This is a genomic window from Mesorhizobium sp. P170090 (genome assembly GCF_057786115.1).
The window spans coordinates 269,314-282,198 of the sequence record NZ_JBYNWH010000001.1 but is presented as its reverse complement, the minus strand read 5'-3'; the positions used below and the strand labels follow the sequence as shown (position 1 = coordinate 282,198).

Here is a 12,885-nt window from a genome sequence, read left to right as displayed (position 1 = left end):
TTTAGCCCCCTCATGCTCCCCGTTCCGCCTCGATCGCGGCGAGGACCCTTGGCGGCGACATCGGGATGTGGGTCATGCGCACACCGGCTGCGTTCGACACTGCGTTGGCGATCGCTGCCAGCGGCGGCACGATCGAGGTTTCGCCGACGCCGCGCACGCCATAGGGGTGGTTGGGGTTGGGGATCTCGAGGATCTGCGTGTCGATCATCGGCAGGTCCGAGCAGACCGGGATGCGGTAGTCGAGGAAGCCGGCGTTCTGGAGACGCCCATCCTTGCCGTAGATATACTCCTCGTTGAGCGCCCAGCCGATGCCTTGCGCGGCACCGCCCTGGTACTGGCCCTCGACATAGGTCGGGTGCACCGCCTTGCCGGCATCCTGGATCACCGTGTAGCGGATCACCCTGGTCGAGCCGGTATCGGGGTCGACCTCGATGTCGCATATATGGGTGGCGAAGGAGACGCCGGCGCCGTCGGCGACGAGCTCGCTGTGGCCGGCGATCGGGCCGCCGGTCTTGCCGGAAGCCGCGGCGATCTCCTTCAGCGACAGGGCTGCAAGATTGCCGTATTTCTCGCCCTTGGCGATGGCGTGGCCGTTTTCCCAGACCACGTCGTCGACGGGGATGTCCCACGTCTGCGCCGCGCGCTCACGCAGGATCTTGATGGCGTTGCGGGCGGCCGAGATCGTCGCCATCGACGACGAGAAGGTGCCGCGGCTGCCGTCGGTCATGTCGTTGTAGCCAAGCGAGGAGGTGTCGGCGACCACCGCCTTGAGCTGGGCATAGTCGATGCCGAGCTCCTCCGCCGCCACCAGCGACAGCGAGGCGCGCGAACCGCCGACGTCCACCGTGCCGACGGCCAGCGACACCGAGCCGTCCATGCCGATGTTCAGGTCCACGCAGGTCTGACCGCCGAAGTTGAACCAGAAGCCACAGGCCATGCCGCGGCCCTGGTTCTTGCCCAGCGGGGCCTTCATGTGCGGATGGTGCTTGGCCGCCTCCAGCGTCGGGCCGATGCCGATCGGGCCGTAGACCGGACCGTAGGAGGAGCGGGTGCCTTCCTGCGCGGCGTTCTTGATGCGGAACTCGACCGGATCCATGCCGAGTTCCTTGGCCAGCTCATCCACAGCGCTTTCCACCGCGAACGCCGCCATCGGTGCGGAGGGTGCGCGATAGGCCGCGGTCTTCGGCCGGTTGACCAGCACTTCGAAGCCGACCGTCTTGACGTTATCGAGCTTGTAGCAGGCGAAGGCCGTCATGGCGCCGATCTCGGCCCATGTGCCGGCATAGGGGCCGCTGGTGTAGCGCAGCGTCGCTTCGGCGGCAGTGATGGTGCCGTCCTTGCGGGCGCCGATCTTCACGTCGATCGAGGTGGCGCTGGTCGGACCCGAGGCGCGGAACACCTCGTCGCGGGTCATGACGAGCTTGACCGGCCGACCGGCCTTGCGCGACAGCGCCAGCGCCACCGGCTCGGCCCAGACATGGGTCTTGCCGCCGAAGCCGCCGCCGATCTCCGAGGAGGTGACGCGCAGCTTCGAGGCTTCCAGCCCGAGCAGTTGCGCACAATGCTGGCGGTAGACGAAATGGCCCTGCGTGCAGACCCAGAGGTCGGCGGTGCCGTCCGACGAGACGCTCGCCACGCAGGCATGCGGCTCGATATAGCCCTGATGCGTCTGCTCGGTCTTGAAGGAGCGCTCGACAATGACATCGGCGTGGCCAAAGCCCTGATGGACATCGCCATGGCCAAACTGGCTGCGCTTGGTGACGTTGGACGGCTTTGCCGGCTTTTCCTCGAGACCCTCGGTGAAGATCGTGTCGTTGATCAAGGGGGCGGTGTGCTTCATCGCCTCGTCGACATCGGTCACATGCGGCAACAGCTCGTATTCGACCTCGATGAGCTTCAGCGCCTGCCTGGCCGTGCGGGCATCGACGGCGGCGACCGCGGCCACGGCGTGGCCGTCATAGAGCGCCTTGCCGCGCGCCATGCAATTGTCGAGGACGTCATACATGGCGGCGTCGCCATCGGTGAGGTCGGGCAGGTCGGCGGCGGTGATCACCGCTTTCACGCCGGCCAGCTTTTCCGCTTTCGAAGTGTCGATCTTGAGGATCCTGGCATGCGCATGCGGGCTGCGCAGGACACGCCCGACCAGCTGTCCCGCCATGTTGAAGTCGGCGCCGTAACGGGCGCGTCCCGTCACCTTGTCGACGCCGTCGGGACGGATAGGCCGCGTGCCGACGGAGGAGAATTTGCGGCCCGAAAAGCGTGGATCGAAGTTCATGCGTGCGCTCCCTTCATCACATTGGCCGCATCCTGGACCGCGCGCACGATCTTGTCGTAGCCGGTGCAGCGGCAGAGGTTTCCGGCGAGGCCGAAGCGGATTTCTTCCTCGGTCGGATCGGGGTTCTTGGCCAAAAGGTCCTTCGCCGCGATCAGGAAGCCCGGCGTGCAGATGCCGCATTGCAAGGCTGCATGCTCGAGGAATTTCTGCTGCAGCGGATGCAACTGATCGCCATGCGCCATGCCCTCGACGGTTTCGATATGCCGGCCTTCGGCTTCAGCGCCAAGCACAAGGCAGGAGCAGACCAGCCGATTGTCGAGAATGATCGAGCAGGCGCCGCAGTCGCCGGTGCCGCAGCCTTCCTTGGCGCCGGTCAGCCCGAGCCGATCGCGCAGGACGTCGAGCAACGTCTCGTCGGGCTGGCAAAGGTATTCGACGTGATCGCCGTTGATTGTCGTTGAAACTGCTACACCGGCCATCATTTGCCTCCTGCGCGTGCGTAGGCGGTCGTCGCGGCCCGTCCGGCCAGCACGCCCGCAACTTTTCGTCTGAACTCGATGGTGCCGCGCTTGTCGTCGATGGGGCGGCAGGCCCCAGCGCAGATCTTGGCGAGCCGCTCAAGTGCCGCCTCGTCCAGCTTCCTGCCGATGAGAGCCTCGGCTGCTTCTTCCACCAGAAGCACGGTCGGGGCCGCGGCGCCCAGCGCGACGCGCGCGGCCGTGATGACGCCATGCTCGTCGAGCGACAGCTTCACGCCGGCGCTGACCACGGCGATGTCCATCTCGGTGCGCGGAATGAACCTGAGATAGGCGTCGCCCGAACGCGGCTCCCGCTTGCCGAGCAGGATCGCCTCGACGATCTCACCCTTGGTGAGCGAGGTCTTGCCGGGCCCGATCGGCACGGCCTCGACAGGAATGGTGCGCTTGCCCGAGGGGCCGGCAACCACGGCCTTGGCGGCGGCGGCCACCAAGGCCGGGACGCTGTCGGCGGCCGGCGATGCGTTGCACAGATTGCCAACGATGGTGCAGCGGCCCTGGACCTGTTTCGAGCCGATCAGCTTCGACGCTTCGACGACACCGGGCCAGGCCTTCTTCAGAACCGAGCTCTCGCCCAGGACGGCGCAGGGGACGGTGGCGCCGATGCTGAAGCCGTCGGCCGTCTCCCTGATCTCGCTCAAGCCCTCGATCGCCTTGATGTCGACGATCAGGTCGGGATCGACAAACCCGCCCTTCATCCGAACGAGGAGGTCACTGCCTCCAGCGAGAATGGCTGATGTGCCGGAAGCGTCGGCCAGCAGGCCAACGGCGTCTTCGATTGAAAGCGGACGTATGTAACGCATCGTCTCCCCTTGGTGATGGTGATCTCGCCGACCGTTATAAACAGTCTCCTCATAATGACCATCCGGTTGCTGATTTCCAGCGATTGGGCCAGCACCGCGAGAGATTTTGTCTAGGCGGCGTCTTTGCATTGTTGAGGCTGATGCCGATGTCCTTCAAGGCCTCGGCCACGGCCTCGTCCAGCGGGGTGTGCGGGACTTCGCCGATGATGCCTTCCAACCGGTCGGACACGAGCCGGTGCGGTTCGAAGCGCAGATAGGACATCGAGACGATCTCGCGCCACATCGCCACGAACGGGCTGCCGGCGCGCAGCACCCACCAGGGCATGAAGGTCAGTTTCAGCGGACGGCCCAGCGCCTTCTCGGCCGCGGCCTTGATGTCCATGTCGGTGACGGCGTGGCCGGGGAAGTTGAGCGCCTCAAAGAAGCCGAGCTTGCCCTGATTACGCGCCAGGCCGACGAAGCCGATGGCGAAGTCCGGCAAATAGGCCCATTCGTGCACGAGGTTGGCCGGGCCAGGCGCGGTGTAGACGCCCTTGCTCATCTTGGCGGCGACGACGAGGTCGAACCATGATCCGCTGCCGGTGCCGCCGAAGAAATCGCCGGCGCGCAGGATGATGGTGCGGACGCGGCCGGCATCGGCCTCGCGGCGAAACAGCGCTTCCATGGCGCAGCGGATGCGGCCCTTCTCGGTGGTCGGACGGAATGGCGTGTCTTCGGTCACCACCTCAGGCATCGGCGAGCCGTAATTGTAGACAGTGCCGGGGAAAAGATGCAGCGCGCCATTGGCATGGCAGGCGGCCATGACGTTCTCCGCCATCGGCAGACACTTGCCCCAGTCGGTGTAGATCGGGTTGAGGCCGTTGAAGATGATGTCGACGCCTTGCGTGGCGCGGATCAGCGCCTCGCGGTCGAGCGCATCGCCGGCGACGGCGGTGGCGCCCTTGAGTTCGGCTGGGACCTTGCCGCTGCGGGTGACGGCGCGGACGTCGAAACCGGCGTCGATGAAGGCCTTGCCAACCACGCGGCCGAGCCGGCCATTGGCGCCTAGAATTGCGATCTTGGTCATTTTCTTCTCCGTGTTTGTGTTTGCACGGCGAATATGATGCCTCCATATGCGAATGAAAATTGACTAGGGATGCAGCTTTGTTATTCATAATTGAATGGAAGATATCGACTGGAACCTGATCAAGAGTTTCGTCACCGTGGCGGAGACCGGCAGCCTGTCGGCCGCGGCGCGCAAACTGTCGGCCAGCCAACCGACGCTCGGGCGTCACATCGGTGAGCTCGAACAGGCGTTGGGCGTCACCTTGTTCCGGCGCGGGCGGCGCGGCTATGCGCTGACGGAAGCAGGCGCCACGCTGTTCGAACGCGGCAAGGCCGTGAGCGAGCAGGCGAGCGCGTTCTCACTATTGGCATTGGGCTCGGTCGAGGCGATCGAAGGCACGGTGCGCATTGCCGCCAGCGAGGTGGTGGCGGCCTATGTGCTGCCGAGGATGACGGCGCGGCTCGGCATCGAGGAATCCGGCATCGAGGTCGAGATCGTCGCCTCGAACCAGGTCGAGAACCTGCTGCGAAGGGATGCCGATATCGCCATCCGCATGGTCAAGCCGGCGCAGAACGAGCTGACGGCGCGCAAGGTCTGCGATATCAAGCTCTGCTGCTGCGCGGCGAAATCCTATCTCGACAGGCACGGACGCCCGCTCAAGCCCGCCGACCTTCTCGACCATCCGCTGATCGGCTTCGACCGCAGCGACGAGATGATCCGGGGCTTTACCCAGGCCGGCATCCCCGTCACCCGAAGCAGTTTCCGCTTCAGGACCGATAACCAGATCGTTCTGTGGGAAGCGCTGCGGGCGGGAAACGGCGTCGGTCTTGGCCAGGAGCCGCTGACGGACAGCGACCCGTCGCTGGAGAAACTGCTGCCCGGCCTGCCACTGCCCAGCCTGCCGGTGTGGCTGGCCATGCATCGCGACGTGCGCACCAGCGTGCGCATCCGCCGCGTCGCGGATTTCCTCTATGAGGAGCTGAAGCGCTATTCGGCGGGGGCGGCCGCGAATTCGGCGCGGTGAGCGAGTCCGGCCATCAACAGCACGACGATCAGCAGCGCCGACATGGCGACGAAGATCGGGCCGAAGCTGGAATGCTCGGCAACGAAGCCGATCGCCGACGGCGCCACCAATATGCCGGAATAGCCCATGGTGGTGACGACGCTCATGCCGGTGCCCGACGACATGCCTTCCTGGTTGCCGCCGGCCGAGAAGATGATCGGCACCATATTGGCGATGCCGAAGCCGCAGAGAGCAAAAGCCGCGATGGCGATCCAGGGCGAAGGCGACAGGCCGGCGACCAGCATGCCGGCGGCGGCGACCACCGCCGAGCCGCGCAGCGTGGCCACCGCGCCGAAGCGGTTGCGCACGCCGTCACCGAAAAAGCGTATGACAGCCATGACGCCGGAGAAGGCGGCGTAGGCAAGGCCGGCGATGGCGAGGTCGGCGCCGAGCTCCTGCCTGAGATAAAGCGCTGCCCAGTCGAGCACGGCGCCCTCGGAAATCATCGTCAGCAGCGCCATGAGCCCGACAAGATAGACCAGCGGGTTGGCCGGCAGCGTTAATCTGTGATGCTCGGCGGCCTGCGGCTTGTCCTCGGCGATGAGGTAGCCGACCGCCACGGCAATGACGGCAAAAGCTATGACCGTGACCACAGCCGCATGGGCGAGGTGGCCGTAAGTCTGGATGGCGTAACCGCCCAGACCGCCACCGGCGAAACCGCCGAGGCTCCAGAAGCCGTGCGAGGACGACATGATGGCGCGGGACAGCCGGCGCTCGACCACCACGGCATTGGCGTTCATGGCGACATCCATGCCGCCGATCGAGCCGCCGAAGATGATCATGGCGATCGACGCCAGCGGCACGTTGGGCGCCAGCGCCACGATCAGCAGGCCGAGGCTGCCGCACAGGCCGAACCAGCGCAACACGGTGCGCGAGCCATGCCTGGAGATCAGATGGCCGCACCAGCTCATGGCCGCGACCGCGCCGACGCCGAACAGAAGGATCAGCAGGCCGAGGGTGAATTTCGAGATGTCGAGCCGGGTCAGGAACACCGGAATCTGCGGCGCCCAGCTGCCGGTCAGGAAGCCGTTGGCGAGGAAGATCGCTGCTACGGCCCATCGCCCCTGAAGGGCGCTCTGCATGGTGTCTTGCGCGTTCATGGCCCGAATCCGGTCAAAGAATGGCTTTGCGCGGCAAATTAGATCGATTCAATTTCTCGTCAAGCGCTTGGCTGCGAAAAGCTTGTGGGCCACATCTAAGGGGAAACCGTTAGGCGCTGTCCCGCCGACGTCAATCCTGTGAACCGCGCGCTACTTCAGTGATCCCTCGGCCGTCTTGCCTCGAACTCCGCTTTCTTGGCGTCCGAAGCCTCGGTCTGGTTCAGCGCCTGCCATTGCGCATAGGGCATGCCGTAGACGATTTCGCGCGACTGATCCTTGCCGAGATCGACGCCCTCAGCCTCGGCCGCTTCGCGATACCAGTTCGACAGGCAGTTGCGGCAGAAGCCGGCGAGGTTCATCAGGTCGATGTTTTGCACATCGCTGCGCTCGCGCAGATGCTCGACCAGCCGGCGGAAGGCCGCGGCCTCGAAATCGCGTTTCTGGTCATCGCTGAGTTCGGTCATTGCCTTGGATCCTCACAGCGGCCCGGTGCGCGAGCCGAACATCTTCACCTGATGTATATCGGGACGGCGGTCGATGGCGTCAACGATCGGCGCCAGCCGTTCCGCCCAGGCCAGCGCCCCCTTGCGGTCTGATATCAGGTCCTGGCGGATCTCGATCAGCGCATGGGCAAAGCCGTTGACGATGGCGTGCTTGAACATGGTGTCGCCGCGCAACGCGCCGTCATAGGGTTCATTGTCGCCGACGACGAGGTTTTTATCCTGCGCCAGCATGTCGATCAGCGGCCGCGCCACGCGGTCGTCGAGGTCCCACAATATGCCGACATGCCAAGGGCGGATGAAGCCCTGCATGACAGGGGTGAAGGAGTGTACGGAGAAGATGAACGGCGCTTTGCCTGAGGCGTGCGCCACCGACGCGATCATGGCGCCGACCGCGTCCTGATAAGGCCGGTAGAAGCCGTCGAGCCGCCTTTCGCGTTCGGCCGGTGCCATAGGATAGTTTCCCGGCACGACGGTGCCGTCATAGAGCTGGCGGATCAGCGTCGGGTCGTCCTCGCCGCGATTGGGATCGATCAGCAGCCGCGAAAAATTGGCGATCACCGCCGGCACGTCGAGCGCTGCGGCCAGTTCGCGCGTCACCGTCTCGACACCGATGTCGTAGGCGATATGGCGATCGAGTTCCGCCGCCGGCAGGCCGAGACTGCCATACTGCTCCGGCAGGTCGCGGCGGGCATGGTCGGCGACAAGCACGATGCCTCGCTTGCGGTCGCCTTCGACGATATCGAAAGGCGCGAAAACTGTGGATCGGGTCATTGGCTGGAAAGGTCTGTTCGCTGGCTTCCGGGGAGGGTGGTACCGTCATTCCCACGAAGAGGATTGTTGCGCAATGCCGTTGTTTGGCCACGGTTTCTGCGAAAATCCTGTGACGCGCGGCAGATCGCGTGTCGGGGGCCTTTCTAAATCGATTGGAATTGGACAGAACGGCGCGTTGACATGCGCCCGGACTTTTCCGAAAAGGGGCGTTGAGAGATGCAGATGACGTTATTGAGGGGTTTCGGGATGGGTTCCGCCGGCAGGCCGCGTGCGCGCACCGCCTTTGCCGTGCCGCTCCTGACCCTGACGCTAGGGCTCACCGCGCTGGTCGCGGCTTCGCCTGCCCGCGCCGATTTCCGCGTCTGCAACGCCACGCAGAACCTGGTCGGCGTTGGCATCGGCTACCGCGCCAAGGCAGGCTGGATCACCGAGGGGTGGTGGCACATCGAAGGATCGAGCTGCAAGACGCTGATCGAAGGTCCGCTGTCATCAAGGTTTTACTATCTTTATGCAGAAGACGCCGAGCGCGGCGGGCGCTGGGATGGCCCGATCAACATGTGCGTGGCTGAAAAAGAGTTCAAGATCGCAGGCGTTACCGATTGCGTCGCCCGGGGCTTCCAGCGCGCCGGATTCCAGGAATATGACACGGGCGAGCAGGCAAGCTGGATGGTCCAGCTGACCGATGAGTCCACAACGGGAGGCGCTCCAGCCGCCCCGGGAACAAACAGTCAATGAGACGTAGCCGCAAGGTCAAGATCCTCGCCACCATCGGTCCTGCCTCCTCGTCCGAGGAGATGCTGCAGAAGCTGTTCGAAGCCGGGGCCGATGTCTTCCGCATCAATATGAGCCACACCGATCACGAGTTGATGCGCACGCTGGTCGGCCGCATCCGCGCGGTTGAGGAGAAAGTTGGCCGTCCGATCGGCATCCTGGCCGATTTGCAGGGACCGAAGCTGCGCGTCGGCAAGTTCGCCAACGGCAAGGAGGTTCTGACGCCGGGCCAGACCTTCACCCTCGACAACAATCCCGAGCCCGGCACGTCGACCCGGGTCTACCTGCCGCATCCCGAAATCCTGAGTTCGGTCGAGGCCGGCCACCGTCTGTTGATCGATGACGGCAAGCTGGAGCTCAGGGCGGTGAAGAGCGACGGCAAGTCTATCACCTGCACCGTCGTCGCCGGCACCACCATTTCCGACAAGAAGGGCGTCAGCCTGCCCGACACCGACCTGCCGGTCGGTGCGCTGACCGAAAAGGACCGCAAGGACCTCGATGCGGTGCTGGCGGAAAGCGTCGACTGGGTGGCGCTGTCCTTCGTGCAGCGGCCGGAGGATTTGGCGGAAGCCCGCAAGATCGCGCGCGGCCGGGCACTGATCATGGCCAAGATTGAAAAGCCGCAGGCGGTCGCCCGGCTGGCCGAAATCATCGAACTCTCCGACGCGCTGATGGTCGCCCGCGGCGATCTCGGTGTGGAAATGCCGCTGGAAGCGGTGCCCGGCATCCAGAAGCAGATCACGCGCGCCGCGCGCCGCGCCGGCAAGCCGGTGGTGGTCGCCACGCAGATGCTGGAATCGATGATCACCGCGCCGGTGCCGACCCGCGCCGAGGTGTCCGACGTGTCGATCGCCGTGTTCGAGGGCGCCGACGCCATCATGCTTTCAGCCGAATCCGCTGCCGGCGCCTATCCGGTCGAGGCGGTGGCGATGATGAACCGCATCGCCACCAAGGTCGAAACCGACCCGACCTATGCCGGCATCATCAACGCGCAGCGCTCGGAACCGGAAGCAACCGGCGCCGACGCCATTTCGCTCGCCGCCCGCGAGATTGCGGAGACGCTGAAACTGTCGGCGATCATCACCTATACGGCGTCGGGCACCACGGGCCTGCGCGCCGCGCGCGAGCGGCCGCAAGTGCCGATCATCGCGCTGTCGCCGATCCTCAACACGGCGCGGCGGCTGTCGCTCTTGTGGGGCACGCATTGCGTCGTCTCGCCCGACGCCAGCGACCTCGACGACATGGTCGACCGCGCCTGCCGCATCGCTTTCGAAGAGGGGTTCGGTCAGCCGGGCGACCGCGTCATCATCACGGCGGGCGTGCCGCTGAGGACGCCGGGTTCGACCAACATGCTGCGCATCGCCTATGTCGGGTCGGACGTGCAGGCCACCCGCAACATAGGTTGACAGAGGCTTCAACTCATCACAGTTCGCAGCGCTCTTGCCGCACCTTCGGCGTGATCGATGCGCCGAAGGAAGCGGTGTGCGCGAGGGATTGGGTCATAGAGATACTGATCCGGGCCGCGCATCTTTCGCCGGTTGAGGTCGGCGGTGTCGAGCAGGTCGAAATCGACCCTTTCCAGCGTGCAGTGCCAGCCTGCGCTATGCGAAGCCCATCCCCTTCCATGGTGCTGCAGAAGCCGCGCTCGGCTGGAATAGCCGTGATAGTCGAAGGCGATCACGCCGTTCGTCATATAGATATGGTTGCCGTAGAAATCCTCGCCCGGAATGATCCGTTCGCCGTAGAATCCGTCCAGGGGAGGATGGCTGAGGAAGGTGCCCGCAAGGATGTGGCAGGCGCCGTAGCCGAAGAAGATGCGATCCGGTAGCGCCCAGAACGCTTCGGGGTTTTTCTTGATTCCGTGCTTCAGGACATACATGCGGCCGTCACGTCGGGGCGAGTTGCGCGTCGGGCACCGTAATGTCGGGGCACTGTGCACCGTTGTACGCATCGCCGGCGATGCGTGCTTCCACGGTTTTTGCCATTGCCTGCAGGTCGACGACCTTGCCGGCGACTTTCTCGATCGCGCCGACGACGAGGTCGGAGGCGATCCAATCCGGCTTGTGGCCGAGATTGTGGACCCAGATCAGTTCGGCGCCGGGGATGTCCCTGACCAGGCCGACCGAATGGATCGAGGCATAGACCACCTTGTCGCGATCGCCCGAGATGACGATCGTCGGCGCTGTGATGTCGCGGTAATGCGGCGCGGCCTTCAGCGTATAGTCGTAGAGGCCGGCGACATCGATGGCGTTGGCGCGGAAAGCGCCGGGACGCAGCACCAGCGGAATCGAGGCATTGTCGACGTAGCCTTCCGGCACCTTGTTGGGAGAAAACACGCAGGCCGTGGCGCCGTCCATCTGCAGCGTGCCTGCCGGATAGGTCAATGTCTGCGAGAACAGCCAGCCGATGATGGGGGTGGCGGTCAGCTTGTAGTACCAGGCGGTCGCGCCGCCCGGCCAGGGGTGGCTGACCGGCGACAGAAAGACCAGCCCGAGCGTCTTCTCCGGGTGTTCGCGGCCAAAGGCGGCGGTGATCACGCCGCCATAGGAATGGCCGACGATGATCGCATTGTGGATGCCGAGACGGTCCATCAGGCTGGCGATGGTGTCGGCCTGCGCCGACGGGCTCTCATTGTTGCCGGGGCCGCGTGCCGACCAGCCGAAGCCCGGCCGGTCGAGGAAAACCATCTCGGCGCGGCCTTCGAGCAAAGGCCTGATCGGCAGCATCTGATCCCTGAGATTGGCGCTGGCGCCGTGGATGAAGACGATGGCCGGCAGCTCTGCATTTTGCGGAGCCGGCACGTGGACATAGTGGATGCGGGTGCCGTCGATGTCGGCAAATTCGCCGGCCGGCGGGTTGCGCCACTCGATCAGCCACGCGCCGGCCCGGGTGACACCGGCCAGGGCAAAGACGAGCGCGAGGAGCAAAGCACAGGCGGCGTAAATGAGGTTCATGCGCGGAGATACGGGGGTGGAGGGGGATAAGTTCTAGGGAGTAGGGAGTAGGGAGTAGGGAGTAGGGAGTAGGGAGTAGGGAGTAGGGAGTAGGGAGGTGGCGTCTCGACCAATCTTCTCTACTGACTACTCACTAATCCCTAATTCCTACTGCCTAATCAAATTCCTTCGCCGGCAAGCTCTTCCGAAATTGCCGCGACCTGGTCCTGGGCGCTGCGCATCATCGGATAGATGGTAAGCACCTTCTGCCAGGCTTCCAGCGCCGATTGCTTGTGGCCGGTGGCGGCCATGATCTGGGCCAGGCCGGAAAGCGCGCCGAAATGGCGTGGTTCCAGCTGCAGCGTCTGGTCGATGTCGGACATCGACTTCCCGAAATTCTTCATCATGTAATGCACGGTGGCGCGCCGGTTCCAGCCTTCGGCATATTTTGGCTGCAGGACGACGACCTGGTCGAGGAAGTCGAGGGCGACGTCGAACTTCTGGTCGTCCATCGCCTTTTGCGACCATTGCATCATCAGGTCGATCGAGGCGCTGCCGGACTGGAACCATTCGCCCCAGATGCGCCCGGCGATGCGCTCGGCCGCCTTTTCGTTGCGCTCGCGCTTCAGCTCGGCAAACAGTTGGTCGAGCCTGGCTTCCCTGGTCAGGGCAACCGGCGGCTTTGCCGGCGGATCGTCCGCCGACGCCGGAGCGACGCCGAAAAGAAACAGGGTCGCCAAAAATGCAAAAAGAATCCGCATCGCCGGAATCTAACCCCGGACGGCGGATCGTCAAACTGAAATTAGCGTGAAAGTGCCTGAAACCAGGCAATTACCATCGTATGGACGGAGGCAACGAGCCTCCGGCCGAACACTCAGCCCTGGCGCGCCTTGTAGCGTGGAGCGGTCTTGTTGATGATGTAGACGCGGCCCTTGCGGCGAACCAGCTGGTTGTCGCGGTGACGCGCCTTCAGCGCCTTGAGCGAATTCTTGATCTTCATGGTCTTGCCCGTCGGTCTGGGCCCTGTCCGGGCCGAATTATTAAGGCGCGCCTGAAAAGCGCGCCTTTGAACTTGCGGTGGCTCA

The 12,885-nt window shown here is 64.5% G+C and carries 14 protein-coding genes; 3 read left to right on the top strand and 11 right to left on the bottom strand.

Annotated features, from left to right (window positions below; genetic code table 11):
- Nucleotides 1–10: 10 nt before the first annotated feature.
- From AC3EML_RS01440 to AC3EML_RS01425, 4 genes are read right to left on the bottom strand one after another with little or no spacing between them, the layout of a single operon-like run.
- On the bottom strand, nt 11–2,275 hold the full coding sequence (locus AC3EML_RS01440; RefSeq protein ID WP_023752872.1) for a xanthine dehydrogenase family protein molybdopterin-binding subunit: 2,265 nt from the start codon (nt 2,273–2,275) through the stop codon (nt 11–13).
- On the bottom strand, nt 2,272–2,754 hold the full coding sequence (locus AC3EML_RS01435) for a (2Fe-2S)-binding protein (protein ID WP_023684040.1): 483 nt from the start codon (nt 2,752–2,754) through the stop codon (nt 2,272–2,274). Before AC3EML_RS01435 ends, AC3EML_RS01440 begins: the two co-directional genes overlap by 4 nt.
- On the bottom strand, nt 2,754–3,614 hold the full coding sequence (locus AC3EML_RS01430) for an FAD binding domain-containing protein (protein WP_023816392.1): 861 nt from the start codon (nt 3,612–3,614) through the stop codon (nt 2,754–2,756). The genes AC3EML_RS01435 and AC3EML_RS01430 overlap by 1 nt, the downstream gene beginning before the upstream one ends.
- A gap of 49 nt (nt 3,615–3,663) precedes the next feature.
- Nucleotides 3,664–4,680, bottom strand: a complete 1,017-nt coding sequence (locus tag AC3EML_RS01425; RefSeq protein ID WP_352522054.1) for an SDR family oxidoreductase — start codon at nt 4,678–4,680, stop codon at nt 3,664–3,666.
- Between the two features lie 94 nt (nt 4,681–4,774).
- On the opposite strand from AC3EML_RS01425, the gene AC3EML_RS01420 reads away from it, so the two are divergent.
- Nucleotides 4,775–5,683, top strand: a complete 909-nt coding sequence (locus AC3EML_RS01420) for a LysR family transcriptional regulator (protein ID WP_352522055.1) — start codon at nt 4,775–4,777, stop codon at nt 5,681–5,683.
- Here AC3EML_RS01420 and AC3EML_RS01415 read toward each other — a convergent pair.
- The 3 genes from AC3EML_RS01415 to AC3EML_RS01405 form a co-directional block, all read right to left on the bottom strand.
- A complete protein-coding gene (locus AC3EML_RS01415; protein WP_352522056.1) occupies nt 5,647–6,822 on the bottom strand; it encodes an MFS transporter in 1,176 nt (391 codons plus the stop codon). The two genes, AC3EML_RS01420 and AC3EML_RS01415, sit on opposite strands and share 37 nt — an antisense overlap.
- A 155-nt stretch (nt 6,823–6,977) precedes the next feature.
- Nucleotides 6,978–7,286 (bottom strand): DUF1244 domain-containing protein, encoded by a 309-nt coding sequence (locus tag AC3EML_RS01410; protein ID WP_023690051.1) that lies wholly within the window; start codon nt 7,284–7,286, stop codon nt 6,978–6,980.
- Nucleotides 7,287–7,298: 12 nt separating this feature from the next.
- Complete coding sequence (locus AC3EML_RS01405) at nt 7,299–8,096, bottom strand: N-formylglutamate amidohydrolase (RefSeq protein ID WP_023752876.1); 798 nt, start codon at nt 8,094–8,096, stop codon at nt 7,299–7,301.
- Nucleotides 8,097–8,342: 246 nt separating this feature from the next.
- Here AC3EML_RS01405 and AC3EML_RS01400 point away from each other — a divergent pair, with 246 nt between their 5' ends.
- Both AC3EML_RS01400 and pyk read left to right on the top strand, forming a co-directional pair.
- Nucleotides 8,343–8,831 (top strand): DUF1036 domain-containing protein, encoded by a 489-nt coding sequence (locus tag AC3EML_RS01400; protein WP_023673118.1) that lies wholly within the window; start codon nt 8,343–8,345, stop codon nt 8,829–8,831.
- Nucleotides 8,828–10,273, top strand: a complete 1,446-nt coding sequence (pyk, locus tag AC3EML_RS01395; RefSeq protein WP_023673117.1) for a pyruvate kinase — start codon at nt 8,828–8,830, stop codon at nt 10,271–10,273. Before AC3EML_RS01400 ends, pyk begins: the two co-directional genes overlap by 4 nt.
- 8 nt (nt 10,274–10,281) lie before the next feature.
- Here the strand turns inward: pyk and AC3EML_RS01390 are convergent, their stop codons facing one another.
- The 4 genes from AC3EML_RS01390 to ykgO form a co-directional block, all read right to left on the bottom strand.
- Nucleotides 10,282–10,746 carry a hypothetical protein gene (locus tag AC3EML_RS01390; RefSeq protein ID WP_352511933.1) on the bottom strand — a complete coding sequence of 155 codons (465 nt, stop codon included), beginning with the start codon at nt 10,744–10,746 and terminating at the stop codon, nt 10,282–10,284.
- A gap of 7 nt (nt 10,747–10,753) precedes the next feature.
- Nucleotides 10,754–11,821 (bottom strand): alpha/beta fold hydrolase, encoded by a 1,068-nt coding sequence (locus tag AC3EML_RS01385; RefSeq protein WP_352522057.1) that lies wholly within the window; start codon nt 11,819–11,821, stop codon nt 10,754–10,756.
- Between the two features lie 158 nt (nt 11,822–11,979).
- Entirely contained in the window at nt 11,980–12,561 is a 582-nt protein-coding gene (locus AC3EML_RS01380; protein WP_023711628.1) for a tetratricopeptide repeat protein, read from the bottom strand.
- A 113-nt stretch (nt 12,562–12,674) separates the two neighbouring features.
- Entirely contained in the window at nt 12,675–12,800 is a 126-nt protein-coding gene (gene ykgO / locus AC3EML_RS01375; RefSeq protein WP_006327841.1) for a type B 50S ribosomal protein L36, read from the bottom strand.
- Nucleotides 12,801–12,885: the final 85 nt, after the last annotated feature.